General features: G+C 71.2%; 21 protein-coding genes. 13 read left to right on the top strand and 8 right to left on the bottom strand.

Features of this window, described 5'->3' with window-relative positions:
- Positions 1–118 precede the first annotated feature (118 nt).
- From ACFC09_RS24655 to ACFC09_RS24665, 3 genes are all read left to right on the top strand, one after another.
- Positions 119–1,576, top strand: a complete 1,458-nt coding sequence (locus tag ACFC09_RS24655) for a ubiquitin-like domain-containing protein (protein ID WP_376531998.1) — start codon at positions 119–121, stop codon at positions 1,574–1,576.
- Between the two features lie 160 nt (positions 1,577–1,736).
- Positions 1,737–2,753: a 16S rRNA (adenine(1518)-N(6)/adenine(1519)-N(6))-dimethyltransferase RsmA gene (gene rsmA / locus ACFC09_RS24660; protein WP_376532000.1), complete on the top strand. Its 1,017-nt coding sequence runs from the start codon at positions 1,737–1,739 to the stop codon at positions 2,751–2,753.
- A complete protein-coding gene (locus tag ACFC09_RS24665; RefSeq protein WP_376532002.1) occupies positions 2,750–3,661 on the top strand; it encodes a 4-(cytidine 5'-diphospho)-2-C-methyl-D-erythritol kinase in 912 nt (303 codons plus the stop codon). Before rsmA ends, ACFC09_RS24665 begins: the two co-directional genes overlap by 4 nt.
- Before the next feature lie 38 nt (positions 3,662–3,699).
- Here ACFC09_RS24665 and ACFC09_RS24670 read toward each other — a convergent pair whose 3' ends face one another.
- Positions 3,700–4,308: a Uma2 family endonuclease gene (locus tag ACFC09_RS24670; protein WP_376532004.1), complete on the bottom strand. Its 609-nt coding sequence runs from the start codon at positions 4,306–4,308 to the stop codon at positions 3,700–3,702.
- 145 nt (positions 4,309–4,453) lie between these two features.
- Here ACFC09_RS24670 and ACFC09_RS24675 point away from each other — a divergent pair, with 145 nt between their 5' ends.
- The 4 genes from ACFC09_RS24675 (at position 4,454) to ACFC09_RS24690 (ending at position 11,513) form a co-directional block, all read left to right on the top strand.
- On the top strand, positions 4,454–6,262 hold the full coding sequence (locus ACFC09_RS24675; protein ID WP_376532006.1) for an ABC-F family ATP-binding cassette domain-containing protein: 1,809 nt from the start codon (positions 4,454–4,456) through the stop codon (positions 6,260–6,262).
- Positions 6,263–6,698: 436 nt separating this feature from the next.
- Positions 6,699–8,555 (top strand): PQQ-binding-like beta-propeller repeat protein, encoded by a 1,857-nt coding sequence (locus ACFC09_RS24680; RefSeq protein WP_376532008.1) that lies wholly within the window; start codon positions 6,699–6,701, stop codon positions 8,553–8,555.
- A 136-nt stretch (positions 8,556–8,691) separates the two neighbouring features.
- Positions 8,692–10,551, top strand: coding sequence for a PQQ-binding-like beta-propeller repeat protein (locus ACFC09_RS24685; RefSeq protein WP_376532010.1), 1,860 nt, complete (start codon positions 8,692–8,694; stop codon positions 10,549–10,551).
- Positions 10,552–10,757: 206 nt separating this feature from the next.
- The gene (locus tag ACFC09_RS24690; protein WP_376532012.1) at positions 10,758–11,513 is read left to right on the top strand and encodes a LuxR C-terminal-related transcriptional regulator; all 756 of its coding nucleotides are present in this window, start codon (positions 10,758–10,760) and stop codon (positions 11,511–11,513) included.
- Positions 11,514–11,624: 111 nt separating this feature from the next.
- On the opposite strand, the gene ACFC09_RS24695 is transcribed toward ACFC09_RS24690, so the two are convergent.
- Together ACFC09_RS24695 and ACFC09_RS24700 are read right to left on the bottom strand one after the other, a co-directional pair.
- The gene (locus tag ACFC09_RS24695) at positions 11,625–11,957 is read right to left on the bottom strand and encodes a hypothetical protein (RefSeq protein WP_376532014.1); all 333 of its coding nucleotides are present in this window, start codon (positions 11,955–11,957) and stop codon (positions 11,625–11,627) included.
- A gap of 26 nt (positions 11,958–11,983) precedes the next feature.
- On the bottom strand, positions 11,984–13,675 hold the full coding sequence (locus ACFC09_RS24700; RefSeq protein WP_376532016.1) for a sodium:solute symporter family protein: 1,692 nt from the start codon (positions 13,673–13,675) through the stop codon (positions 11,984–11,986).
- Between the two features lie 178 nt (positions 13,676–13,853).
- On the opposite strand from ACFC09_RS24700, the gene ACFC09_RS24705 reads away from it, so the two are divergent.
- Genes ACFC09_RS24705 through galK form a run of 3 tightly spaced genes read left to right on the top strand, consistent with a single transcriptional unit; the run spans position 13,854 to position 17,107 of the window.
- Entirely contained in the window at positions 13,854–14,969 is a 1,116-nt protein-coding gene (locus tag ACFC09_RS24705; protein WP_376532018.1) for a DUF4931 domain-containing protein, read from the top strand.
- Positions 14,966–15,931, top strand: coding sequence for a UDP-glucose 4-epimerase GalE (galE, locus tag ACFC09_RS24710; protein WP_376532020.1), 966 nt, complete (start codon positions 14,966–14,968; stop codon positions 15,929–15,931). Before ACFC09_RS24705 ends, galE begins: the two co-directional genes overlap by 4 nt.
- Before the next feature lie 12 nt (positions 15,932–15,943).
- Entirely contained in the window at positions 15,944–17,107 is a 1,164-nt protein-coding gene (gene galK, locus ACFC09_RS24715) for a galactokinase (RefSeq protein ID WP_376532135.1), read from the top strand.
- Positions 17,108–17,211: 104 nt separating this feature from the next.
- Here the strand turns inward: galK and ACFC09_RS24720 are convergent, their stop codons facing one another.
- Positions 17,212–17,673 carry a GNAT family N-acetyltransferase gene (locus ACFC09_RS24720; protein WP_376532022.1) on the bottom strand — a complete coding sequence of 154 codons (462 nt, stop codon included), beginning with the start codon at positions 17,671–17,673 and terminating at the stop codon, positions 17,212–17,214.
- Positions 17,674–17,935: 262 nt separating this feature from the next.
- On the opposite strand from ACFC09_RS24720, the gene ACFC09_RS24725 reads away from it, so the two are divergent.
- The gene (locus tag ACFC09_RS24725; RefSeq protein WP_376532024.1) at positions 17,936–18,703 is read left to right on the top strand and encodes a LuxR C-terminal-related transcriptional regulator; all 768 of its coding nucleotides are present in this window, start codon (positions 17,936–17,938) and stop codon (positions 18,701–18,703) included.
- Here the strand turns inward: ACFC09_RS24725 and ACFC09_RS24730 are convergent.
- Positions 18,662–19,159 (bottom strand): MarR family winged helix-turn-helix transcriptional regulator, encoded by a 498-nt coding sequence (locus tag ACFC09_RS24730; protein WP_376532137.1) that lies wholly within the window; start codon positions 19,157–19,159, stop codon positions 18,662–18,664. The genes ACFC09_RS24725 and ACFC09_RS24730 overlap by 42 nt on opposite strands.
- A gap of 133 nt (positions 19,160–19,292) precedes the next feature.
- On the opposite strand from ACFC09_RS24730, the gene ACFC09_RS24735 reads away from it, so the two are divergent.
- Positions 19,293–20,108, top strand: a complete 816-nt coding sequence (locus tag ACFC09_RS24735; RefSeq protein WP_376532026.1) for a trans-aconitate 2-methyltransferase — start codon at positions 19,293–19,295, stop codon at positions 20,106–20,108.
- Positions 20,109–20,208: 100 nt separating this feature from the next.
- On the opposite strand, the gene ACFC09_RS24740 is transcribed toward ACFC09_RS24735, so the two are convergent.
- From ACFC09_RS24740 to ACFC09_RS24750, 3 genes are all read right to left on the bottom strand, one after another.
- Positions 20,209–20,823: a Uma2 family endonuclease gene (locus ACFC09_RS24740; protein WP_376532028.1), complete on the bottom strand. Its 615-nt coding sequence runs from the start codon at positions 20,821–20,823 to the stop codon at positions 20,209–20,211.
- A 109-nt stretch (positions 20,824–20,932) separates the two neighbouring features.
- Positions 20,933–21,607, bottom strand: coding sequence for a TetR family transcriptional regulator (locus ACFC09_RS24745; RefSeq protein ID WP_376532030.1), 675 nt, complete (start codon positions 21,605–21,607; stop codon positions 20,933–20,935).
- Positions 21,604–22,611, bottom strand: coding sequence for an acyl-CoA desaturase (locus ACFC09_RS24750; RefSeq protein WP_376532032.1), 1,008 nt, complete (start codon positions 22,609–22,611; stop codon positions 21,604–21,606). Before ACFC09_RS24750 ends, ACFC09_RS24745 begins: the two co-directional genes overlap by 4 nt.
- A 356-nt stretch (positions 22,612–22,967) precedes the next feature.
- Between ACFC09_RS24750 and ppc the strand changes: the two genes are divergently transcribed.
- Positions 22,968–25,700 carry a phosphoenolpyruvate carboxylase gene (ppc, locus tag ACFC09_RS24755; RefSeq protein ID WP_376532034.1) on the top strand — a complete coding sequence of 911 codons (2,733 nt, stop codon included), beginning with the start codon at positions 22,968–22,970 and terminating at the stop codon, positions 25,698–25,700.
- The last annotated feature ends 78 nt before the right edge of the window (positions 25,701–25,778 follow it).

The raw sequence follows: 25,778 nt of genomic DNA on the forward strand, positions 1-25,778 counted from the left end.
GCGGTCGCGAGACGACTTTTCCCAACTGTCTGCTGTTGTGTCGTTTTGGAGGATGACGGGTGCTCCGCTAGGTTCTGGGGGCCTTTTGCACCCTTCTGGCCCTCTGGAGCGTGTCGGTGTGAGCAATCCGCAGTACGAGACGTACGGGACTGATGGGATGTACGGGCCGTACGGAACGTACATTCCCGGCCCCGGACCGGCCCCGACGGCGGGGTACGGCACGGGCCCGGACCCGACGGCGGGCTACGACATGTGGGAGACGCCCGTCATGGGCGGGGGGTACCGCGACACCTACCGGCCCGCCTACGAACAGCGGCTGCTGCCCCGGCAGGCTTCCGGCGAGTCCCGGCTCGGTCAGGGACTGCGTGAGCCGGGTCTGCGCGAGTCCGGTCTGCGTGAGCCGGGTCTGCGCGAGTCCGGTCTGCGCCCCCGGTCGGACCGGCGCGCCGCGCGCCGGCGGCGGGAGCGCAACGCCCGGCGCTCGGAGTCCGCCATGCGCCGACTGGTGCCGCAGGCGCTGGTCGTCGCGTTCCTCGCCGGTGGCACCACCGCGTTCGTCGCGAAGGACAAGGCGGTCGAACTGAGCGTCGACGGCAAGGCGCGCACCCTGCACACCTTCGCCGACGACGTGCGCGAACTGCTCGCCGAGGAGGACCTGCCGGTGGGCGCGCACGACCGGGTCACGCCCGGCCGGGACGCCGAGCTGGAAAGCGGCGACCAGGTCACCGTGGACCACGGACGTCCCGTGCGGCTCACGCTCGACGGCCGACGGCACGAGGTGTGGACGACGGCCCGCACGGTGGAGGGCATGCTCGGCCGGCTCGGGGTGCGTGCGGAGGGCGCGTACCTGTCGGTGCCGGGCTCCCGGCCCATCGGCCGCTCCGGTCTCACCCTCGACGTACGCACCGAACGCGCGGTGACGGTCATCGCGGACGGCCGTGCCCGCGTCGTCCGCACCAACGCGGCGACCGTCCGCGAGGCGGTCCAGGGAGCCGGCGTCACCCTGCGGGGTCAGGACACCACGTCCGTGCCGCTCGGCAGTTTCCCGCGGGACGGCCAGACGGTGACCGTGCTGCGGGTGACCGGCGCCAAGGAGGTCCGCGAGGAACTGATCCCGTTCCAGGTGAGCCGGACGGAGGACCCCTCGCTGTTCCGGGGCATCGAGGTGGTCGACAGCGCCGGGCAGCCCGGTGTGCGACGCGTCACGTACCTCATGCGGACCGTCAACGGGGTGCGGCAGAAGCCCCGCCGGGAGCGGGCCGAGGTGGTCCGCGAACCGCGCACCCAGCTCGTACGGGTGGGCGTCAAGCCGCCGCCGCCCTCCGTCGAGGGCGCCGAGGGCCTGAACTGGCAGGGCCTCGCGGCCTGCGAGTCAGGTGGTCGCCCCACGGCCGTGGACCCCTCGGGGACGTACGGCGGCCTCTACCAGTTCGACACCCGCACCTGGCACGGCCTCGGCGGCAAGGGACGCCCGCAGGACGCCTCACCGGCGGAGCAGACCTACCGGGCGAAGAAGCTGTACCTACGGCACGGATCGAGCCCTTGGCCGCACTGCGGGATGCGCTTGCACAGCTGAGCACCCGGCCGGTGGCCCGTCGTGGTCCGTGGACCCATCCGGCCGGTGGCCCGTCGTGGTCCATGGATCCACCCGGCCGGTGGCCCGTCGTGGTCCGTGGCTCTCGGGTCTCCCCGGGCCGTGGGCCGAGGCGGTGGCGGTCGCCCCGTACCCTTGTGCCGTGAGCAGCCCCCTCCCCGACGCCCTCCTCGGCCCGGCCGACATCCGTGAGCTGGCGGCAGCGCTGGGCGTGCGCCCGACCAAGCAGCGCGGCCAGAACTTCGTGATCGACGCGAACACGGTCCGCCGGATCGTCCGCACCGCCGGGGTCCGCCCCGACGACGTGGTCGTCGAGGTCGGTCCGGGGCTCGGCTCCCTCACCCTCGCCCTGCTGGAGGCGGTCGGCCGGGTCACCGCCGTCGAGATCGACGACGTGCTGGCCGCCGCCCTGCCCGCGACGATCGCGGCCCGTATGCCCGAGCGCGCCGACCGGTTCGCGCTGGTCCACTCCGACGCGATGGCGGTCGGCGCACTGCCCGGCCCGGCCCCGACGGCGCTGGTCGCGAACCTGCCGTACAACGTGGCCGTGCCGGTGCTGCTGCACATGCTCGAAACCTTCCCCAGCATCGAACGGACGCTGGTGATGGTGCAGTCGGAGGTCGCGGACCGGCTGGCCGCCGCGCCCGGCTCCAAGGTGTACGGCGTGCCGTCCGTGAAGGCGAACTGGTACGCCGAGGTGAAGCGGGCCGGGGCCATCGGGCGCACGGTGTTCTGGCCCGCGCCGAACGTGGACAGCGGGCTGGTCTCGCTGGTCCGGCGGGCCGAGCCGGTCCGGACGACGGCCTCCCGGACCCAGGTCTTCGCGGTCGTCGACGCCGCGTTCGCGCAACGCAGGAAGACGCTGCGGGCGGCGCTGGCCGGCTGGGCGGGCTCGGCCGCCGCGGCCGAGGCGGCGCTGGTCGCCGCCGGTGTCCCGCCGCAGGCGCGCGGCGAGTCGCTGACGGTGGAGGAGTTCGCCCGGATCGCCGAGCACGGCACACCGGCCGGGCACGGCACACCGGCCGGGCACGCCGAGCAGGCCGGGCACGCCGAGCCCGCCGTGCGTGACGGGCACACCGACCAACCGGACCGGCCCCGGCAACACCAGGATCAGCAGCAGCACCGGCAGCAGTCGGAGTACAAGGAGACCGCCCCATGACGGAGACGGCGACGGAGACGGTGACGGTACGCGTCCCGGCCAAGGTCAACGTCCAGCTCGCCGTGGGCGCCGCCAGGCCCGACGGCTTCCACGACCTCGCCAACGTCTTCCTCGCGGTCGGCCTCTACGACGAGGTCACGGTGACCGCCGCGGACGAACTGCGGGTCACCTGCGCGGGCCCGGACGCCGGTCAGGTCCCGCTCGACCGCACCAACCTCGCGGCCCGCGCCGCCCTGGCCCTCGCCGGACGCCACGGCATCGAGGCGGCCGTGCACCTCCACATCGCCAAGGACATCCCGGTCGCCGGGGGCATGGCGGGCGGCAGCGCGGACGGGGCGGGCGCGCTGCTGGCCTGCGACACGCTGTGGGGTACGGGCGCCTCCCGTGCCGAACTCCTCGACATCTGCGCCGGGTTGGGCAGTGACGTACCGTTCAGCCTGATCGGCGGGGCGGCCCTCGGCACCGGGCGCGGTGAGAAGCTGACGGCTCTGGAGGTCGGCGGGACCTTCCACTGGGTGTTCGCGATGGCCGACCGGGGGCTGTCGACTCCGGCGGTCTTCCGGGAGTTCGACCGGCTCGCCGAGGGCCGTGCCATCCCCGCGCCGGTCGCCTCGCAACCGCTGCTCGACGCCCTGGCCAAGGGCGATCCGGAGGCGCTGGCCGCCGCCGTCTCCAACGACCTCCAGCCGGCCGCGCTGTCCCTCTTCCCCGAGCTGGCGGACACGCTGGCGGCGGGCCGCGCGGCCGGAGCCCTCGCGGCGCTGGTCTCCGGGTCGGGCCCGACGACGGCGTTCCTGGCGGGCGACGCCGGGTCGGCGGAGAGGGTGGCGGGGGTGCTGCGGGCGTCCGGGACGTGCCGGACGGTGCGTACGGCGGCGGGGCCGGCGGCCGGGGCGACGGTGATCTGAGCAGGCGCCTCGCCAGCTCGGAGTTCGTCCTCCCCCGCTCAGAGTTCGTCGATCGCCGTGAGGTCGATGTCGATGGGGTAGGGCTTGTCGACCTTGATGCGGTCGCGGTGCATGCCCATGTGCACGTACGCCTTGGTGAGCGGGTCGAGTTCGTAGACGTGGACGACGGGCCTGCCGCTCGTCCCGCTCGCCTCGACCCGCCAGAAGTTCTGGATACCGGCGGCGGCGTACTTCTGCGGCTTGGTGGTGCGGTCACGGGACTCGGAATCGGGGGAGACGACTTCGACGGCCAGGAGCACAACGTCGGCCTGGTAGCTCGTCTGTTCCGGACCGGTGATCGCGTCGGCCCGGATCACGCTCACATCGGGTTCCGGGCCGTTGCGCCTGTCGAGGACCACGGTCATCTCCCGGCTGACCCTCAGCTCAGCGGGCAGACCGCTGCTGCGCAGGCCGAAGACGAGCAAGTCGACCATGTTGCCGTGGAAGCGGCGCTGCGGACTCACGAAAATCAGGCTCCCGTCGATCAGCTCGGTGTGCGGCGGGAGATCCGGCAGCGTGAACAGGTCGTCCACGGTGTAGCCGTCCTGCGGTGGCACCGGCCACTGGACGTGGTGCTCTACGGACTCGGCGGTCATGGTTCCTCCCATGGACGGGATTCTGCTGCCTGCCCCCAACGGTAGCGGCCGTTTCCCGATCATGTCATCACAAAGAGTGACCACCCCCGCGCGCCCCGCCCCCGCACCCGCAGGCCCTACGCTTGAAGGCTGATCGATCCCCGCGCACAGGAGTGAAATGGCCGTCAACCTGGTCAATGTCGAGAACGTCAGCAAGGTGTACGGCACGCGTGCGCTGCTGGACGGCGTCTCGCTCGGAGTGTCCGAGGGGGACCGGATCGGGGTCGTCGGACGCAACGGCGACGGCAAGACCACCCTCGTCCGGATGCTCGCGAAGCTGGAGGAGGCCGACAGCGGGCGGGTCACCCACTCCGGCGGGCTGCGGCTCGGCGTGCTCACCCAGCACGACTCGCTCGACCCGGCGGCCACCGTGCGCCACGAGGTCATCGGGGACAAGGCCGACCACGAGTGGGCGGGCGACGCCCGGATCAGGGACGTACTCACCGGCCTGTTCGGCGGCCTCGACCTGCCGGGCTTCCCGGCCGGCCTGGACACCGTCATCGGCCCGCTCTCCGGTGGCGAGCGGCGCCGGATCGCGCTCGCCAAGCTGCTCATCGAGGAGCAGGAACTGCTCGTCCTCGACGAGCCCACCAACCACCTCGACGTGGAGGGCATCGCCTGGCTGGCCCGGCACCTCCAGGAACGGCGTTCGGCGCTGGTCTGCGTGACCCACGACCGCTGGTTCCTGGACCAGGTCTGCACCCGCATGTGGGACGTGCAGCGCGGCACCGTCTACGAGTACGAGGGCGGCTACTCCGACTACGTCTTCGCCCGCGCCGAACGCGAGCGCATCGCCGCCACCGAGGAGGTCAAGCGGCAGAACCTGATCCGCAAGGAGCTGGCCTGGCTGCGCCGCGGCGCCCCCGCCCGTACCTCCAAGCCGCGGTTCCGGGTCGAGGCCGCCAACGAGCTGATCCAGGACGTGCCGCCGCCCCGGGACAGCAGCGAACTGATGAAGTTCGCCTCCTCGCGGCTCGGCAGGACCGTCTTCGACCTGGAGGACGTGAGCGTCCAGGCCGGCCCCAAGATGCTGCTCAAGCACGTCACGTGGCAGCTCGGCCCCGGCGACCGCATCGGCCTGGTCGGGGTCAACGGCGCCGGGAAGACCACCCTGCTGCGGGCCATGGCCGACGCGGCGCGCACCGCGGGGGAGGCGCAGCCGGTCGCCGGGCGGGTCGTCGTCGGCAAGACCGTCAAGCTCGCCTACCTCTCCCAGGAGGTCGCCGAACTCGACCCCGCCCTGCGGGTGCTGGAGGCCGTGCAGCAGGTGCGTGAGCGGGTCGACCTCGGCAAGGGCCGCGAGATGACCGCGGGGCAGCTGTGCGAGACGTTCGGGTTCAACAAGGAGAAGCAGTGGACGCCGGTGGGCGACCTGTCGGGCGGTGAGCGGCGGCGGCTGCAACTGCTGCGGCTGCTCATGGACGAGCCCAACGTCCTCTTCCTCGACGAGCCCACCAACGACCTGGACATCGAGACCCTGACCCAGCTGGAGGACGTGCTCGACGGCTGGCCCGGCTCGATGATCGTCATCTCGCACGACCGGTTCTTCGTCGAGCGCACCACCGACCGGGTGTTCGCGCTGCTCGGCGACGCCACGCTGCGGATGCTGCCGCGCGGCATCGACGAGTACCTGGAGCGGCGCCGGAGCATGGCGCAGGCCGAGTCCGCCTCGGCCGCCGCCGTGGCGCCCAAGCCCGTGACGACGGAGCGGAGCGCCGCCGACCAGCGGGCCGCGAAGAAGGAACTCCAGCGGATCGAGCGCCAGTTGGACAAGATCTCGGAGAAGGAGGCCAAGCTGCACGCGCAGCTCGCCGAGCACGCCACCGACTTCGCGAAGGTGGCCGAACTCGACGGGCAGTTGCGTGGGGTGGCGGGGGAACGCGAGGAACTGGAGCTGCGCTGGCTGGAACTCGCCGAGGACGCCTGACCGCGACGCGGGCGCACGGCCGGTACGCCGGCCGGTTCCCGGCTCATTTCCCCGCCCCTTCCGGCCCGTTCCCCGCTCTGCCCGCGGCCCGGTCCGCCCCGGTCCGTTCCGGTCCGCTCCCTGGTCGCTCCCTGGTCCGTTCCGGTGCGTTCCCCGGTTGCGCGCGGGTCGGCCGGGAGCCGTCGTATGCCGCCGTACGCGCCGGAGCACGGCCCTCGCGAGCGCCGCGTGCAGGGGGCGTACAGGGGGCGTGCAGGCTCGTAACGGCGGCATCACGGGCCGGTCCACCCTTGGGAACAGCGCCGACTCGGGTTCCTTCGGCGGCCGGATCCTGGTGGTAGAAAGGGCCGACTGAGAACCACCCGAGAGCGGCCTTGGGCCCATGGTGAGCCTCAGGGCGTGGCTAAAAGTCAGTGAACGAGGGGGAGCAGCGCTGATGACCCAGCCGCCCGACCAGCCGCCGCACGGCGGCTTCGGACCACCGCAGGGCCGACCGCCGCAGGACGGAGACCCCGGGGCCCCGCAGACCCCGCCCGCCCAGCCGCCGTCCCCGCCGCACCAGCAACCGGAACCCGGCTCCCCACCACAACCCGGCCCCTACGCGCAACCCGGCCCCTACGCCCAACCGGGCCCTTACGGACACACTGGCCCTGATGTCCGGCCCGGCCCTTATGCCCAACCGGGCCCCTACGCCCAGCCCGGCGGCCCGTACGGACACCCCCAGCAGCCGGGGCCGTACATCCAGCAGTCGGGACCGTACGCCCAGCAACCGGGGCCGTACGCCCAGCAACCCGCTCACGGCTACCCGTACCAGCCGCCGCAGTTCCCCGGCGGCGCACCCGGCACCCCGCCCCCCGTCGGCTCCGCCCGGCGGAAGCCCGCGCTGATCGTCGGCGGCGCGGTGGCGGCGCTCCTCGTCATCGGCGGTGTGGTGTACGCGGTCGGCGGCGACGGCGGGAACGAGCCCGCGGCCCAGCGGTCCGACGACGCCAAGCCCTCCGCCTCCGCCTCCGCCCCCGCCGCCCCGGTCGACCCCGGCGACGGCAGCGGTGACGGCGGCGCGGACCCGGAGAACCTCAACGAGGGCCGGGGGCCCGGCGAGGCCAGGGTGCTCTGGTACAAGTCGGCGCCCGACGCGCCCGCCTCCGGCGCCGGCGCCCCCGGCATGTGGATCACCGGCAGGACCGCGGCGAAGGCCGCGTACCGGCAGGTCTTCGGCTACGACGTGGCCGACGGCAGGCCCAGTTGGGACCCGATCACCTTCCCGCAGAAGATCTGCGCGGTGACCCCGCAGAAGTCGGCCGACGACAAGGTCGTCGTGGCGTACATGAGCGGTTCGAGCGACCGCGCCGAGTGCAACCGGCTCCAGGTGATCGACCTGGACACCGGGGCGAAGGGCTGGCAGGGCAAGGTCGCCGACGGCGCGCTGTTCGACAGCACCGCCTCCGTCGAACTGACCCTCGTCGGCAAGACGCTGATGGTGGGTCGTTCGCAGTCCGGTACGGCGTACGACCTGGACAGCGGCCGGAAGCTGTACGACAGGACGAGGTACGGCGACGCCTGCTTCCCGACCGCGTTCGCGGGCGGTGCCGGCCGGCTGATCTCGGTGGCCTCCTGCGATGCCACCGGCAGCAACGAGCACCAGGAGATTCAGGAACTCGACCCGGCCACCGGCAAGGTCAAGTGGACCAGGCCGGTCAAGAAGGGCTGGAAGGTAGCGCGCGTCTACTCCCTCGACCCGCTCGTCGTCTACCTGACCAACGAGGACGAGCGGGCCTGGAACATCACCGTCTTCACCGCCGGCGGCGACTTCCGCTCGGAGGTCGGGGTCGACGAGAAGTTCGCCCCGCGGTGCGGCCTGGGGATCGTCTCGCGCGACCTCCAGGGCTGCACGGGTGTCGCCGCCGACGCGGACACTCTCTATCTGCCCACCGACGTCGCCGGCGGACCCAACGAGATCGTCGCGATCGGACTCGCCGACGGCAAGGAGAAGTGGCGCGTCAAGTCCCCGGCGGACGAGTCGATGATGCCGCTCAGGGCCGGGGGCGGGCGGCTCGTCGCGTACGTCGAGCCGTCGTACGACGCGGGCGGGCAGGTCGTGTCCGTGCCGACGGCGGGCACCGACCACCGGACGACCAAGCTGCTCCAGAACCCGCACGGCACCGCGAACATCGAGGGCAGCTTCTTCGACAGTTCCGTCGACTGGGCCGACGGGCGGTTCTACATCTCCTCCAACCGGTTGACCGGCAAGGACGACGCGCCGGAGAAGCTGATGCTTGCCTTCGGCAAGTGAGCCCGGTTTCGCCGTCCCGGCCCCGGTCTCCCTCGCCGTCCCGGTTTCCGCCTCCGCCTTCGTCTCCGTCTTCCTCTCCGCCTCCGCCTCCGCCCCACACCGCCGTATTCGAGCGCTCCTCCGAGGTGCACCCGTCATGACGCAGCCGCCGCCCCCGCCCAACCAGCCGCCGCAGCAGGGCGGTTTCGGCCCGCCCCAGCGGCCCGCGGCACCTCCGCCGCCACCGGCCGCGCCACCGGCATCCCCGCCGCCCGCACCACAGGGCCCACCCCAGCCGCCGCCCCAGACACCGCCGCAGCCCGGCTACGGCTATCCGGCCCAGCCACCCGGCCCCGGCGACCCCGGCCGGCAGCCCAATCCGTACGCCCAGCCCAATCCGTACGCCCAGCCCAACCCGTATGCGCAGCCAGGTCCCTACTCCCAGACCACCCCGTACCCCCAGCCGAACGCGTACCCCCAGCAACCCGGTTACGGCCCCCCGGGCCAGTCCGCCGTGCCCACACAGCCGCAGCCGCAGCCGCAGTACGGATCGCCCGGCGGCCCGCGCAAGTCCAGGGCGCCGCTGGTCATCATCGTGTCGGCGGTCGTCGCCATCGCGCTGATCGTCGGCGGCGGTCTGCTGTACGCGAAGTCGTCCGGTGACGACGCCGGAAAGAAGGACGACACGGCCGGTTCCAGCGGCGGCACCGGCGGCAAGGGCGCCGAGGACGGCGGCACCGGGGGCACCGGCGGCAAGGAGAAGGCGCCCGCGGACACCGCCTCCAAGGTCCTCTTCCAGGTCCCGCTGCCCACCGCCGACGACACGGTCGTCACCTCCGGCTCCTGGCTCACCGACAAGGTGTACGCCAAGACCGGCATCGCCGAGATCGTCGGCCACGACCCCGCGAAGGGCACCGAGCTGTGGACGGTCAGGCTGCCCGGCCCGGTGTGCTCCGTCACCGAGCACATCACCTCGGACGACAGGACCGCGGTCGTCTTCCAGCCGGGGATGCCGGCGAAGAACTCCTCCAAGGGGTGCAGCCAGGTCGCTGTGATCGACCTCGACGCGGGAACCAGGCTCTGGACCAAGACGGTCAAGTCCGGCGACAAGCTGATCAACTTCGATAACGTCACCATCGCCCGGAACACGGTCGCCGTGGGCAGCACCGGCGGCGGCGCCGCCTTCGACATGTCCTCCGGAAAGCTGCTCTGGCAGCCGCGGCCGGCCGACACCTGCTACGACGCCGGATACGGCGGCGGCGACAGCCTGGTCTCGGTCCGCAAGTGCGGCAGCTACGGCAACCGCCGGCTGCACATCCAGACCCTCGAACCGACGTCCGGGAAGGTGCTCTCCGAGTACCAGATGACCGCGGGCATCGAGTACGCGTCGATCGTCTCGACCGACCCGCTGGTGGTGGCCGCCGACGTCGGCGACAGCGCGGGCGACGGCAGTGGCGTCTCCGACTACTTCTCCCTCGACGGCCGGACCGGCAGGCTGCGCGCCAGGATCTCCGCGCCGGGCGACTCCTACGCGGGCCGCTGCGACGGCGCCGCCCGGATCGAGTACTGCCGGCAGATCGTCGTCGGCGGCGACCGGCTGTACGTGCCGACCGAGCAGCACGACGGCGGCGGTCCGCGCAACCGGACCAACGAGATCGTCGCCTTCGACCTGGCCACCGGCGAACAGACCGGCCAGCGCGCGGACGCCGGGGACGGCTACACGATCAGCCCGCTGCGCATGGACGGCGGCAACCTGCTCGCGTACGAGCGCCCGCCGTACGACAAGGGCGGTCGGATCGTCAGCATCGACGGCAACTCCTTCAAGGAGACCGAACTGCTGGAGAACCCGGCCACCCGGGCGGTGCGTGACGCGGAGACCCGGCTGTCACCGGAGTACGCGGAGATCCGCTACGGGCGGGGCCGCCTGTACCTGTCGGCGGTGTTCGCCCACAAGGCGTCCGCCACGTACGGCAAGGAGTATCTGGTGGTCGCGTTCGGCGCGGGAACCGGCGGCTGAACGGTCCCGCTCGTCACCGTCGGATGCCAGAAAAGCAAGAGATTCCTCCGATCCGGGGCACTTCTCATCTGTAGGGGCAGCGGAACGTCGAACAAGCGTGTAGCTTCCGGGGGCATGAAGGACGAGGTGCCGGGGGGCCCTCTGTCCATGTGGACCGGTGGGCATCCATAGTGGGGGCTCCGTAGGGGGGACTGGGGGGTTGCTCCATGGGAGTGCGGCTCATCGTCGTCGACGACCATCGACTGCTCGCGGAGGCACTGGCCTCGGCACTGAAGCTGCGCGGGCACCGGGTGCTCGCCGCGGCGGCGCCGTCCGTGGGCGCGGCGGATCTGGTGATCAGCCGCGCGCCCGAGGTGTGCCTGCTGGGTACGGCGGCACCGGCCGAGCCGGGGACCTTCGACCCGGTGGTGAAGATCAAGCGGGAGCGCCCGCAGGTCGCGGTGGTGGTCCTGGGTCCGGTGCCGTCCCCGCGCGGGATCGCCGCGGCGTTCGCGTCCGGTGCGTCCGGGTACGTGCGGCACGACGAGCGGATCGAGGGGGTCGAGCGGGCCATCATGAAGGCCAGGACCGGCGAGGCGGCCGTCGCTCCGCAACTGCTCCAGGGCGCCTTCGGTGAGCTGCTGAATCCCGCCGCCCAGCCGGACGACGAGGGCCAGCGGCTGTTGCAGATGCTCACCCCACGCGAGGTGGAGGTCCTGGTCCGGGTCGCGGACGGCGAGGACACCCGGTTGATCGCCGCCGGGATGGGCATCGCCCCGTCGACCGCCCGGACGCACGTCCAGCGGGTACTCATGAAACTGGGCGTGGGCTCCCGGCTGGAGGCGGCGGCCCTGGCCGCCCGCACCGGCCTGCTGGACCGGGCAGGCCCACTGCCCGACGGCACGTCGCACGCACCGCACGCACCGCACGCCGGGCAGGGGCCGCACGCGGGGCATGGCCCGGAGCCGCAGTCCGAGTTATAGCGGCTCCCACCCAAGGCGTCACCTCCGGAGGCATCAGCACCGGACGTACCAGCCCCGGACGCACCAGCCCCGGACGCACCAGCCCCGGCCGTACCACCGCCGGAGGCGTCGTCACTCAGGCCCGGTGGTGCCCTGCTCCGTCTCGGCGGGGACCGGCGGCGTGGTCGGGCGGAGTTTCAGCCAGGCCAGGAAGAACAGGCCGAGGATCAGCATCCCGATGCCGGTCCACAGGTTGATGTTGACGCCCTGCGCCTTGTCGATGGCGGACTGCGAGTCGGTGATGCCGACGATCGTGACGATGACGCCGTAGAGGACGAACAGGCCGCCGATGATGCGGCGCAGGTCGAAGATGCGGGCGGCGGTCGCCGACTTCTGTTCCAGTTCGGTGACCTCCCGCTGGAGGTCCCGCTCGGAGAATCCGGACTGCCCGGAGTGCTCGGTCATGGTTGCTCGACTCCCTTCGGTGGCCGTCAGAACGAGAACGGGATGTAGCAGGCGGCGGCCAGGACCACGGCGCCCCAGCCCAGGAGGGCCGGCCGGCGGTACCAGGCGTCGTCGCCGGCGGCGGGGGCCTCGGTCATCCCGGGGGACCTGGTGCCGTAGACCAGTCCCTGCAACTGGTCGGCCGGCTTCGGCTTGGTGAACAGCGACACCGCGACCATGACGACGGCACCGGCGACGAAGCCCGCGATGGCGGAGACGAAGTTGGCGCCCTGGTCGGAGGGGATGCTGATGATGTCCTTCTTGTACATCACGAAGTAGTTGACCATCGCGGTCACGGTGCCGGCGAGCAGGCCCCAGAAGCCGGACTTCGCGGACGCGCGCTTCCAGAACATGCCCACGATGAAGACCACGAACATCGGCACGTTGAAGAAGGAGAACAGCGTCTGGAGATAGCTCATGATGTTCGAGAACGAGGACGCCAGGAACGCGGTGCCGATCGACGCGAGCACGCCGACCGCGGTGATCAGCCGGCCGAAGCGGACGTAGTACGCGTCCTCCCGGCCCTTGATCACGTACTTGGCCCAGATGTCGTTCGTGAACACCGTGTTGAACGACGAGACGTTGGCCGCCATACCGGCCATGAACGCGGCCAGCAGGCCGGTCACCGCGATGCCGAGTACGCCGTTGGGCAGCAGTTCCTGCATCAGGTAGGGGATGGCGTCGTTGTACTGGAGCCCGGAGGACGAGGTGCCGATGTTCGGCACCAGCGCGGCGGCCACCAGGCCCGGGATCATCACCAGGAAGACGATGAAGATCTTCGGGTACGCGGCGATCAGCGGGGTGCGCTGGGCGGCCGAGAGGTTCTTCGCGGACAGGGCGCGCTGCACCTCGGCGAAGTTGGTCGTCCAGTAGCCGAAGGACAGGACGAAGCCGAGGCCGAGGACGATGGTCAGCCAGTTGGCGCCGAGCGGGTTGACGTGCCCGATGCCGGTGCCGCCCCACGCGGTGGTGAAGTTGTCCCCGTGGGCCGCGGTGAGCTTGTCGGTCAGCCCGCCCCAGCCGCCGACCTTCTTCAGGCCGAGGATGGTGATCGGGATGAGGGCGGCCAGGATCACGAAGAACTGAAGGACCTCGTTGTAGATCGCGGAGGACAGCCCGCCGAGGGTGATGTAGGCCAGCACGAAGAGGCCGGCGACCACGATCGCCACCCACTGCGGCCAGCCGAGGAGGGCCTCTACGACGATCGCCAGGGCGTAGAGGTTCACACCGGCGATCAGAATGGCGGCGAACGCGAACAGGATCGAACTCAGCAGGTGGGCGGGCCGGTCGAAGCGCAGCAGCAGGAACTCGGGGACCGAGCGGACCTTGCTGCCGTAGTAGAACGGCATCATCACCAGGCCGAGGAAGACCATGGCCGGGATGGCGCCGATCCAGTACCAGTGGACGGTGTAGGCACCGTACTGGGCGCTGTTGGCGGCCATGCCGAGGATCTCGGTGGCGGCGAGGTTGGCGGAGATGAAGGCGAGGCCGGTGATCCAGGCGGGCAGTGAGCGCCCGGAGAGGAAGAAGTCGAGGCTGGTCCTGACCGACCGGCGTGCGGCGAAGCCGATGCCCAGCACGACGACGAAGTAGATCGCCAGGATCGTGTAGTCGAGCCAGTTGGTGGGAAGCCGCAGCTCTGCTGCCAGATATGTGGGGGTTTGTGTGGGGGTGTGCATGAGTACTCGCTTCGTTGCGCGAACTGATACGTAGCGGAACCTATGCCTCGGTATTCAGTTGTTGAAGACTTCTGGTGGTGTTCTTTGTTTGATTGTGATCGTCCAGGCTGTTGTCGAGTTGTGATCTGTTATGTTTGATTGTGTTGACTGATTGGATGCGGGCATAGAGGAGTCCGGCGTGAAGAAGACCTCGACCCGGCTGGCCGACGGTCGTGAGCTGATCTACTACGACCAGCGGGACGACACGGTGCGCGACGCGGTGGACCACCGGCCGCTCGACGCGACCGCGACGACCTCCGAGATCCGCCGCGACCCACTGCTCGGCGACGCCGTCGCCGTCGCCTCGCACCGGCAGGGCCGCACCTACCACCCGCCGGCCGACCAGTGCCCGCTGTGCCCCACGCGCGAGGGCCGGCTCAGCGAGATCCCGGACTCCTCCTACGACGTCGTCGTCTTCGAGAACCGCTTCCCGTCGCTGGCCGGCGACTCGGGCCGGTGCGAGGTGGTCTGCTTCACCTCCGACCACGACGCCTCCTTCGCGGACCTGACCGAGGAACAGACCCGGCTGGTCCTGGACGCGTGGACCGACCGGACCTTGGAACTGTCCCATCTCCCCTCCGTGGAACAGGTGTTCTGCTTCGAGAACCGCGGCGAGGAGATCGGCGTCACGCTCGGCCACCCGCACGGCCAGATCTACGCCTACCCCTTCACCACCCCGCGCACCGCGCTGATGCTGCGTTCACTGGCAACCCACAAGGAAGCGACCGGCGGCGAGAACCTCTTCGACGCCGTCCTGGCGCGCGAACTCGCCGGCGAACGGGTCGTCCTGGAGGGGGAACACTGGGTGGCCTTCGTGCCGTACGCTGCGCACTGGCCGTACGAGATCCATCTGTACCCGAAGCGCCGGGTGCCCGATCTGCTGGGACTCGACGAGGCCGCGCGCTCAGAATTCCCCAAGGTTTATCTGGAACTCTTGAGGCGCTTCGACCGGATCTTCGACGAGCGGACGGGAGGGGAGCGGACCGTGGGCGAGAACTCCGCGGGCGGCAACCCCACGGGCGGGCCCGCCACGCCCTACATCGCGGCCTGGCACCAGGCCCCGTTCGGCGCGCTGGACGAGTTCGACGGTGTGACGCGCGACGACTTCGCGCTTCACCTGGAGCTTTTCACCATTCGCCGGACTTCGGGCAAGCTGAAGTTCCTCGCGGGTTCCGAGTCGGGCATGAGCGTGTTCATCAACGACGTGCCGCCGGAGCGCGCGGCCGAGCGACTGCGAGAGGTAGCGAGTCAATGAGCAAGTATCTGGTCACCGGCGGTGCGGGCTATGTCGGCAGCGTGGTGGCCCAGCACCTGCTGGAGGCCGGTCACGAGGTCACCGTCCTCGACAACCTCTCCACCGGTTTCCGCGAGGGCGTCCCCGCCGACGCGGCCTTCGTCGAGGGCGACATCCGCGACGCCGCCAAGTGGCTCGACTCCTCCTACGACGCCGTGCTGCACTTCGCCGCCTCCTCCCAGGTCGGCGAGTCGGTCACGAAGCCCGAGAAGTACTGGGACAACAACGTCGGCGGCACCATGGCGCTGCTCGGCGCCATGCGCGACGCGGGCGTGCGCCGGCTGGTCTTCTCCTCCACGGCGGCGACCTACGGCGAGCCCGAGCAGGTCCCGATCGTGGAGAGCGCCCCCACCCGGCCCACCAACCCCTACGGCGCCACCAAGCTCGCCGTCGACCACATGATCACGAGCGAGGCGACGGCGCACGGCCTCGCCGCGGTCTCCCTGCGCTACTTCAACGTGGCCGGCGCGTACGGCGCGTACGGCGAGCGCCACGACCCCGAGTCGCACCTGATCCCCCTCGTGCTCCAGGTCGCCCAGGGCCGGCGCGAGGCCATCTCCGTCTACGGCGACGACTACCCGACGCCCGACGGCACCTGCGTCCGCGACTACATCCACGTCGCCGACCTGGCCGAGGCCCATCTGCTGGCGCTGCGGTCCGCCGCCCCCGGCGAGCACCTGATCTGCAATCTCGGCAACGGCAACGGCTTCTCGGTCCGCGAGGTGGTCGAGACCGTCCGCCAGGTCACCGGCCACCCCATTCCCGAGGTCGTCGCCCCCCGCCGCGGCGGCGACCCGGCGGTCCTGGTGGCCTCGGCCGCCACGGCCCGCGAAAAGCTCGGCTGGCGGCCGTCCCGCGCGGACCTCGCGGGCATCGTCGCGGACGCGTGGGAGTTCGCCCAGCACATCTCCAGGGGGCAGTAGATGGAGTCAGCAGTGGGGGCACAGCAGGTCCGGGAGGACTTCGCCCGACTGTACGGAGCCGAACCCGAGGGAATCTGGTCCGCGCCGGGCCGGGTCAACCTGATCGGCGAGCACACCGACTACAACGACGGCTTCGTCATGCCGTTCGCACTGCCGCACGTCACGACGGCCGCCGTGACCCGCCGCACGGACGGCGTGCTGCGGCTGCACTCGGCGGACATCGACGGCGGCACGGGCCCCGCCGTGGAACTCCGGCTCGACGCGCTGGCCCCGCAGGCCGACCGGACCTGGACGGCGTACCCCGCGGGCGTGGTCTGGGCGCTGCGCGAGGCGGGCCACCCGGTGACCGGCGCCGACATCCACCTGTCCTCGACGGTCCCCACGGGCGCCGGCCTGTCGTCGTCGGCCGCACTGGAGGTCGTGGTCGCGCTGGCCCTCAACGACCTCTACGAACTCGGCCTGCAACGCTGGCAGTTGGCCCGCCTGTGCCAGCGCGCCGAGAACGTCTACGTCGGCGCGCCCACCGGCATCATGGACCAGACCGCGTCCGCGTGCTGCGAGCCGGGCCACGCCCTGTTCCTCGACACCCGCGACCTCTCCCAGCGGCAGATCCCCTTCGACCTGGCCGCCGAGGGCATGCGCCTGCTGGTCGTCGACACCCGGGTCAAGCACGCCCACAGCGACGGCGAGTACGGCAAACGCCGGGCCGGCTGCGAGAAGGGCGCGGCCCTGCTGGGCGTGGACGCCCTGCGGGACGTGCCCTACGACGGTCTCGACGCCGCGCTCGCCCGGCTCGGCGACGACGAGGAGGTGCGCCGCCTGGTGCGCCACATCGTCACCGAGGACCAGCGGGTGGAGCGGGTCGTGTCCCTGCTGGAGTCCGGCGACACCCGCGCCATCGGCCCGGTCCTGACCGAGGGCCACGCGTCCCTGCGGGACGACTTCCGCATCTCCTGCCCCGAACTCGACCTGGTGGTCGACACGGCGCTGGAGGCGGGCGCGCTGGGCGCGCGGATGACCGGCGGCGGCTTCGGCGGCTCGGCGATCGTCCTCGCCGAGGAGTCCGGCGTCGAAGCGATCACCAAGGCGGTTCAGGCGGCGTTCGGGACGGCGGGCTTCACCGCGCCGCGCACCTTCGAGGCGGTGCCCTCGGCGGGAGCGCGCAGGCTGAGCTGACCGCGGGCCGGCGGCACCGGGCACTCTCCCCGGTGCCGCCCGCCCGTACGTCGTACCGCCCGGAGAGCCTTGCGGCGCATCCGGCCGGCGACCACGAAGTTCCCCTAGGCCGGGACCAACGCCTTCGTCAGCGTGTACTCCGTGACCCCCGGCGGATAGTCCGGGATCACGCACACCACCTCGAACCCCTGCTTCCGGTAGAACTCCGGCGCCTGGAAGTCCCAGGTCTCCACCCGCGCCGCCCGGCAGCCGCGGCCCTCCCCGGCCAGCCGCTCCGCCTCCGTGAGCAGACGGGCACCGAGGCCCGCGCGACGGTGCCGGGCGTCGACCCAGAGGTACGTCAGGTGCAGCCAGGCCGCCCAGGTGTGGCCGACCAGCCCGCCGGCCAGCTCCCCCGAGGCGTCCAACGCCCAGACGTGCAAGGGGGCTTCGCGTGCGCCGGGCGTGCCGCTGAGGGCGGCCAGGACGGGGGACGCCGCCGTATTGGTGTCCCGCAGCCGGGACCGGAGCAGATCACGTCGGGCCTTGTCGACTTCTGCCTCAATACGAAACATGCGGCACACCATAAACGCGTCGGCCGACGAGTTCTGCGAATCCGCTTCCCCTTCCGGCCCCCATCCGTACCCTGAGGAGCAGCACCGGTGGGGGCCGGTGCCGATCAGGGGGCGAGACAGGCGGGTACGACGCCCCGGGTGGGGGTAGCAGTGACAGCACGGCGGCGGCCGTGTGGTCGATTCCGCCAGCCACAGCGTCGTACCCGCGAGGTCGTCGTCCGTCTGACCTCTGGGGGCATCCCCTGCTCGTCGAGAGCATGGGGAAGGGGGTTTCATGGTGCGTATCCGAGTCCTGGTCGTCGACGACCACCGCATCTTCGCCGAGTCGCTCGCCGCGGCTCTGGCCGCCGAACCGGACGTGGAGGTCTCCGCGGCCGGCAGCGGCCCGGCGGCGCTGCGCAGCCTGGAGCGGGCGGCCGGTGAGGGCCGCCGCTTCGACGTGCTGCTCGTCGACGCCGATCTGGGCGGCCACCTGCCCGGCGCGCGAGCGGCGGTGCCGGTGCAGGCGAGCAACGAAGAGGGCCTGGTGGACGGGATCTCGCTGGTCGCGGGGGTCCGTTCGGCACACCCCGGGGTGCGGACCGTCGTCCTCGCCGAACGGGACGAGGCACGCCGCGCCGCACTCGCCCTGCAAGCCGGCGCGTCCGGCTGGGTCGCCAAGGACTGCTCACTGTCCCGGCTGCTCAACGTCATCCGGGGCGTGCTGCGCGACGAGACGCATCTGCCGCCCGCGCTGCTCACCGGCGTGCTGCGCGAGCTGACCGCCGCGCGCAAGCACCGCACCGAGAGCGAGCGGCTGGTCGAGTCGCTCACCCCGCGGGAGCGGGAGGTGCTGCGCTGCATGGTCGCCGGGCTCGGCCGCAAGGCGGTCGCCGAGCGGCTGTTCCTGTCCCCGCACACCGTGCGCACCCACATGCAGAACGTCCTCGGCAAGCTCGGCGTCCACTCCACCCTCGCCGCCGTGGCCCTGGCCCGCCGGGCCGGGGTGGGGCCCGCCGACCTAACCAGGGATGTTGTCGAACGGGGCGGTCAGCTGGCGTAGCAGCGCGGCCAGTTCGGTGCGCTCGGTGCGGGACAGCTCCGCGAGGATCGCCCGCTCCTGCTCCAGCAGGCCCGCCAGCGCCTCGTCCGCGCGGTCCTGGCCCTCCGGGGTGAGGCGGACCAGCACACCGCGCCGGTCGCTGGGGTCGGGCAGTCGCTCGACCAGGCCCTTCTTCGCCAGCCGGTCGATGCGGTTCGTCATCGTGCCCGAGGTGACCAGGGTCTGGGTCAGCAACTGCCCGGGAGAGAGCTGGTAGGGCGTCCCGGCCCGCCTGAGCGCGGTCAGGACGTCGAACTCCCAGGGCTCCAGCTGGTGCTCGGCGAACGCCAGCCGACGCGCCCGGTCCAGGTGCCGGGCCAGCCGGCTCACCCGGCTCAGCACCTCAAGGGGTTCCACGTCGAGGTCCGGGCGCTCCCGACGCCACGCCGCGACCAGCCGATCGACCTCGTCCTCCATGGCGATCAGTGTAGTGGTTGTGTCGACATTGAGTCTCTTGAGGTGGAGTATCTTCATCTCAAGTATCTTGACGTCGAGGTATTACGGGAGGAGAGTGGCGATCACAACGGTGTACGAACCCGAGGAGCCCGCCATGCCCGTCACCTCTCCCACCTGGGATCCCGCCCAGTACCTCAGGTACGCCGGACCCCGCGCCCGCGCCTTCACCGACCTGCTCGCCCGCGTCCCCGACCCGCCCGCGGCGGCGCCCCGCATCGCCGACCTCGGCTGCGGCCCCGGCAACGTCACCCGCCTGCTCGCCGACCGCTGGCCCACCGCGCACATCACCGGCTACGACAACTCCCCGCAGATGCTCGCCGACGCCGGGGCCCACGCCGGCCCCACACCCGGCGGCGGCCACCTCGACTTCGCCCCCGCCGACCTCGCCGACTGGACACCCGCCGGGACGTACGACCTGATCGTCTCCAACGCCACCCTCCAGTGGGTCCCGGGCCACCTGGACGCCTTCGCGGGCTGGCTGGCCGCCCTCGCTCCCGGCGGCACCTTCGCCTTCCAGGTGCCGGACAACATCGACGCGCCCCTGCACGCCCTGATGCGCGAACTCGCCGCAGGACCCCGCTGGCGGTCCCGCCTCGCCCACGTCCCGCGCCGCACCGACTCCGTCCACCCTCCCGCCGTCTACCTGGACCGCCTGGCCCGGCTCGGCTGCACGCCCGACGTATGGGTGACGACGTACCACCACGTCCTGACCGGCGAGGACCCCGTCCTCGACTGGGTCAAGGGCTCCGGCCTCAGGCCCGTCCTCACCGCCCTGGCGGACGATCCCGAGGCCCGTGCGGCGTTCCTCGCCGACTACCGCGACCTGCTGCGCGAGGCGTACCCGAGCACCGGGTACGGCACCGTCCTGCCCTTCCAGCGGCTGTACGCCGTCGCTGTGAAGGAGGCATGAGGATGATCGCCGCACTCGACCACGTCCAGCTCACCGCCCCCGCCGGGTCCGAGGACCGGCTACGGGCGTTCTACGCGGGCGTCCTTCCCGGAGCCGACCGTCACAGCTCGTCGAGCGCTCCCGAGCTGATGTCGATGTCGATGCCGAAGGGCACGGACAGCTCCAGCTTGTCGTGGTGGATGCCGGTGAGCGCGTAGGTCTTGCCGATCGGGTCCAGTTCGTAGGTCCGGACCACCGGGTGCTGATCCCCCTCGGCCATCTCGACCAGCCAGAAGTGCGGGATGCCGGCGGCCGCGTATTTCAGGGGTTTGGAGTCACGGTCACGGGCCTCGGAGTCCGGCGAGACGACCTCGACGGCGAGGAGCAGGTCTTCGGCCCGGTACCGGGTCTGCTCCCGGCCGGTGAAGGCATCCGCTCGCAGGACGCAGACGTCGGGTTCCGGGGCGTTGCGGTGATCCAGGACGACAGTCATCTCGCGACGCACCTTCAACCCGCTCGGCAGCTGCCGCCGCAGGCCGACCATCAGCAGGTCGATGACAACGCTGTGGAAATCACGCTGCGGACTCACGAAAACCAGGCTCCCGTCGATCAGCTCGGTGTGCGGCGGGAGGTCCGGCAGGGTGAACAGGTCGTCGACCGTGAAACCCCCGGGCGGCGGCACGGGCAGGCGGATGCCGGGCTCGGAGTCGTGTGCGGTGCTCGGCTCGGCAGTCATGGTGATTCCTCCCATGAGCGGGATTCTCGGCCTGGATATCCACGGTAGCCGTCGCATCAGGCACAGGTCATCACAATGGGTGATCAACACCCGGTCGTGGTGGACACCGCTAACTCCTCCGGTGCCCGATCAGCCGCGGCTTCGGCTCCAGGCCGTCCAGGCCGTGCCACGCCAGGTTCACCAGGTGCGCGGCCACCTCCGCCTTCTTCGGGCGGCGCACGTCCAGCCACCACTGGCCGGTCAGCGCGACCATGCCGACCAGGGCCTGCGCGTACAGCGGGGCCAGCTTCGGGTCGAAACCACGGCTCTTGAACTCGCGGCCCAGGATGTCCTCCACCTGGGTGGCGATGTCCGAGATGAGCGAGGCGAAGGAACCCGTCGACTGCGGGATGGGGGAGTCACGGACCAGGATCCGGAAGCCGTCCGTGTACTCCTCGATGTAGTCCAGGAGCGCGAAAGCGGCCTGCTCGCACAGTTCGCGGGGGTGGCCGGCCGTCAGCGAACCGGTCACCATGTCCAGCAGGCGGCGCATCTCGCGGTCGACCACCACCGCGTACAGCCCCTCCTTGCCGCCGAAGTGCTCGTAGACCACCGGCTTGGAAACCCCGGCCTTCGCCGCGATCTCCTCCACCGACGTGCCTTCGAAACCCTTCGCCGCGAAGAGGGTGCGACCGATCTCCAGCAACTGCTGGCGGCGCTCGGCACCGGTCATGCGGGTGCGGCGCGCTCGCCGCGGCTTCTCTGGACTTGGGGTGCTGGAGTCGGTCGCCACGGCGTCAATCATGCCGTCTGCGCGGTCTCCGCCCCGCGTCCGGAACCGCCTTCCCCGGTGTTGCGGCGCGAATCGATACGTGAGCGTGACGGCCAGCGCACGTCGTACGCCCAGCCGAACTGCTCGAACCGGCGGATGAACCACGCCGAGGAGTCCAGCTGACCGCGCTCCACACCGTGCCGGGCCGACGTCGGGTCGGCGTGGTGCAGGTTGTGCCAGGACTCGCCGCACGACAGGATCGCCAGCCACCACACGTTCCCGGACCGGTCGCGGGAACGGAACGGCCGCTTGCCCACGGCGTGGCAGATCGAGTTGATCGACCAGGTCACGTGGTGCAGCAGCGCCACCCGGACCAGCGACCCCCAGAAGAACCCGGTGAACGCACCCCACCACGACATGGTGGCCAGGCCGCCGACCACCGCGGGCAGCGCCAGCGACACCACCGTCCACATCACGAACTGGCGGGAGACCGCACGGATCGCCGGGTCCTTGATCAGATCCGGCGCGTACTTCTCCTGCGGCGTCTGCTCCTCATCGAACATCCATGCGATATGGGCCCACCACAGGCCCTTCATCAGCGCGGGCACGCTCTCCCCGTAACGCCACGGCGAATGCGGGTCGCCCTCCGCGTCGGAGAACTTGTGGTGCTTGCGGTGATCGGCCACCCACCGCACCAGGGGACCCTCGACCGCCATCGACCCCATGACCGCCAACGCGATCCGCAAAGGCCGCTTGGCCTTGAACGAGCCATGGGTGAAGTAGCGGTGGAAACCGATCGTGATGCCGTGGCAACCGAGGAAGTAGAAGAAGACCAGCAGACCGAGATCCAGCCAGCTGACACCCCAGCCCCAGGCCAGCGGCACCGCCGCGACCAGCGCGAGGAACGGGACGGTGATGAACAGCAGCAGCGTGATCTGCTCGATCGAGCGCTTCTGCTCGCCACCCAGCGTGGCGGACGGGACCAAGGGATCGGTGGCCTTCCGGTCGTCTTCGATCACATCGGAACTACTGGTCATGGGACGTCCCCTGGGGAGTCGAGGGCCGAGACGGATGCCGGGCCGCCAAAACCGGACGGGACGGAGCGGTCGTCCCTACGGTTCCGTAACCTACGGCGTCGTAAGTATGGCAGCGCCGCGTGCCGCGGCAAGAGCCCGTGAGCCTGCGCGTCCGCATGGACACCTATCCTTGAACTCGGTCGGACAGCGCGGTCCGCTCTGATTACTTCCCGGCTGTCCCGCCCGTATGCGGCACCCGCCGCCCCGGCGGACGACCGGGTACACCACCGGACGATCCCCCTCCCGTCTCCCACCACCACCCTTCCGGGGAGTCGCTGACGCGACGCACCTCCTCAACACTGCAAGGAGTCGCATCTGTGAGCAGTGCCGACGATCAGACCATCACGACCAGCACTGAGCTGCGCGCCGACATCAGGCGACTGGGTGACCTCCTCGGCGAGACCCTCGTGCGGCAGGAGGGTCCCGAACTGCTCGAACTGGTCGAGAAGGTCCGCCGCCTCACCCGCGAGGACGGCGAAGCCGCCGCCGAGCTGCTGCGTGGCACCGAACTGGAGACGGCCGCCAAACTGGTACGCGCCTTCTCCACCTACTTCCACCTCGCCAACGTCACCGAACAGGTCCACCGCGGACGCGAACTGCGCGCCCGGCGCGCCGCCGAGGGCGGCCTGCTCGCCCGCACCGCCGACCGCCTCAAGGACGCTGACCCCGAGCACCTCAAGCAGACGGCCCGGCACCTGAACGTCCGCCCCGTGTTCACAGCACACCCCACCGAGGCCGCACGCCGCAGCGTCCTCACCAAGCTCCGGCGCATCGCCACGCTCCTGGAGACCCCCGTCATCGAGTCCGACCGCCGCCGCCACGACACCCGGCTGGCCGAGAACATCGACCTGGTCTGGCAGACCGACGAACTGCGCGTCGTACGGCCCGAACCCGCCGACGAGGCCCGCAACGCGATCTACTACCTCGACGAACTGCACGCCGGCGCCGTCGGCGACGTCCTGGAGGACCTGACCGCGGAACTGGAACGCGTCGGCGTCAAGATCCCCGACGCCAGCCGCCCGCTCACCTTCGGCACCTGGATCGGCGGCGACCGCGACGGCAACCCGAACGTCACCCCCGACGTCACCTGGGACGTCCTCATCCTCCAGCACGAGCACGGCATCAACGACGCCCTGGAGATGATCGACGAACTGCGCGGCTTCCTCTCCAACTCGATCCGCTACACCGGCGCCACCGAGGAACTCCTGAAGTCCCTGCACACCGACCTCGACCTGCTGCCCGAGATCAGCCCCCGCTACAAGCGGCTCAACGCCGAGGAGCCCTACCGGCTCAAGGCCACCTGCATCCGCCAGAAGCTCGTCAACACCAAGCAGCGCCTCGCCACCGGCACCCCGCACGAACCGGGCCGCGACTACCTCGGCACCGCCGAGCTGATCGGCGACCTGCGCCTCATCCAGACCTCCCTCAGGGAACACCGCGGCGGCCTGTTCGCCGACGGCCGCCTCGGCCGCAACATCCGCACCCTCGCCGCCTTCGGCCTCCAGCTCGCCACCATGGACGTACGCGAACACGCGGACGCCCACCACCACGCCCTCGGCCAGCTGTTCGACCGGCTCGGCGAGGAGTCCTGGCGCTACTCCGACATGCCCCGCGAGTACCGCGCCAAGCTCCTCGCCAAGGAACTCCGCTCCCGCCGGCCCCTCGCGCCCACCCCGGCACCCGTGGACGCCGCAGGCGCCAAGACCCTCGGCGTCTTCCAGACCGTCAAGCGCGCCCTTCAGATCTTCGGCCCCGAGGTCATCGAGTCGTACATCATCTCCATGTGCCAGGGCGCCGACGACGTCTTCGCCGCCGCCGTCCTCGCCCGCGAGGCCGGCCTGATCGACCTGCACGCCGGCTGGGCGAAGATCGGCATCGTGCCGCTCCTGGAGACCACCGACGAACTGAAGGCCGCCGACACCATCCTGGAGGACATGCTCTCCGACCCCTCCTACCGGCGGCTCGTCGCCCTGCGCGGCGACGTCCAGGAGGTCATGCTCGGCTACTCCGACTCCTCCAAGTTCGGCGGCATCACCACCAGCCAGTGGGAGATCCACCGCGCCCAGCGCCGGCTGCGCGACGTCGCCCACCGCTACGGCGTACGGCTGCGCCTCTTCCACGGCCGCGGCGGCACCGTCGGCCGCGGCGGCGGCCCCTCCCACGACGCCATCCTCGCCCAGCCCTGGGGCACCCTCGAAGGCGAGATCAAGGTCACCGAACAGGGCGAGGTCATCTCCGACAAGTACCTCGTCCCCTCCCTCGCCCGGGAGAACCTGGAACTGACCGTCGCGGCCACCCTCCAGGCATCCGCCCTGCACACCGCCCCCCGGCAGTCCGTGGAAGCCCTCGCCCGCTGGGACGCCGCCATGGACGTCGTCTCCGACGCCGCCCACACCGCCTACCGGCACCTCGTCGACGACCCCGACCTGCCCGCCTACTTCTTCGCCTCCACCCCCGTCGACCAGCTCGCCGACCTGCACCTCGGCTCACGGCCCTCGCGCCGCCCCGACTCCGGCGCCGGACTCGACGGACTGCGCGCCATCCCCTGGGTGTTCGGCTGGACCCAGTCCCGGCAGATCGTCCCCGGCTGGTTCGGCGTCGGCTCCGGCCTCAAGGCGCTGCGCGAGGCGGGCCTCGACACCGTCCTCGCCGAAATGCACGAACAGTGGCACTTCTTCCGCAACTTCATCTCCAACGTCGAGATGACCCTCGCCAAGACCGACCTGCGGATCGCCCGCCACTACGTCGACACCCTCGTCCCCGACGAGCTGAAGCACGTCTTCGACACCATCACCGCGGAACACGAACTGACGGTCCGTGAAATCCTGCGGATCACCGGCGAGGACGAACTGCTCGACGCCCAGCCGGTGCTCAAGCAGACCTTCGCCATCCGCGACGCCTACCTGGACCCCATCTCCTACCTCCAGGTCACCCTGCTCAAGCGGCAGCGGGACGCGGCCACCGCACAAGCGCAGCCCGACCCGCTGCTCTCCCGGGCCCTGCTCCTGACGGTCAACGGCGTCGCCGCGGGCCTGCGCAACACCGGCTGACCCCGGCCACCCGACACGACGGTGCCCCCACGCCCGAACGGCGCGGGGGCACCGCCCTTGTCAGCCGGCCGAAGCCAC

The organism is Streptomyces sp. NPDC056161 (genome assembly GCF_042268025.1).
Classification (GTDB): Bacteria; Actinomycetota; Actinomycetes; order Streptomycetales; family Streptomycetaceae; genus Streptomyces.